The organism is Streptomyces boetiae (assembly GCF_031845405.1).
Classification (GTDB): Bacteria; Actinomycetota; Actinomycetes; order Streptomycetales; family Streptomycetaceae; genus Streptomyces; species Streptomyces boetiae.
In genome coordinates this window covers 1-713 of record NZ_JAVREN010000108.1, presented here as the reverse complement: position 1 = coordinate 713, position 713 = coordinate 1, and the positions used below count along the sequence as shown (strand labels likewise).

Genomic DNA, 713 nt, shown 5'->3' with positions numbered 1-713 from the left:
GGCGGGTGGGCGGGGGCGCGGGCGGCCCGGCGGGGAAGCCGGGGCCGCTCTTGGCGGTGGTGGCGTTGGCCAGGTCCGAGGCGGACGGCGGCTGCTTGGGGAACGCCCGGCCGCCCGGCTGTCCGGGCGCTCCGGGTGCGGGCGGCGGGCCCACGGGGGCGCCGGGCGGGGGCGGGGGAGTGCCGGGCGGGCCCTGCGGACCGGCGCCGGGGGCGGCCGGCGGCGGGGGCGAGGGCGGGCCCGCGTCGGGGAGCGAGGAGACGACCCGGGTCTTGGGCAGGCCGCTGCCGGAGGGCAGCACGGCCGTCCTGGCCTCGGAGGCCGCACCGGGGGGCGGCGGACTCCCGCCGGGACCCGGGCCCCGGTCGGTCGCCCTGGGCGGGGCGAACACGGTCTGCGGCGGCGCCATCGACTCCGCCCCGTCACCGCTGTCGGAGGTGTCGGTCCCCGCCCACGGGGAGTCCGCCGCGCCCGGGTCCACGTCCTTGCCGGCCCAGGGGCTCGACGCGGCGGGGGCGGGCGCGGGCGCCTTGGGCGGCGCGGCCCAGGGCGGCGGCGCGTCCAGCGACTCGGGGCCGTCGTCCGGGCGTTCCCCGGACGGAGGCTCGTCGGCGCGCGAGGCGCCGGGGAGGGGCGGGGGTGCCCAGGCCGGTGCGTCGCCGGAGGGCGCGCCGAACGGCTCGGGCTGGTCCGGGCGTTTCCCCGCGGGCGGC

At 84.3% G+C, this 713-nt stretch carries 1 pseudogene; it reads right to left on the bottom strand.

Annotation, left to right across the window (positions count from 1 at the left end):
• A pseudogene (locus RM780_RS27585) lies at positions 1 to 713 on the bottom strand (SUKH-4 family immunity protein); the annotation flags it as partial.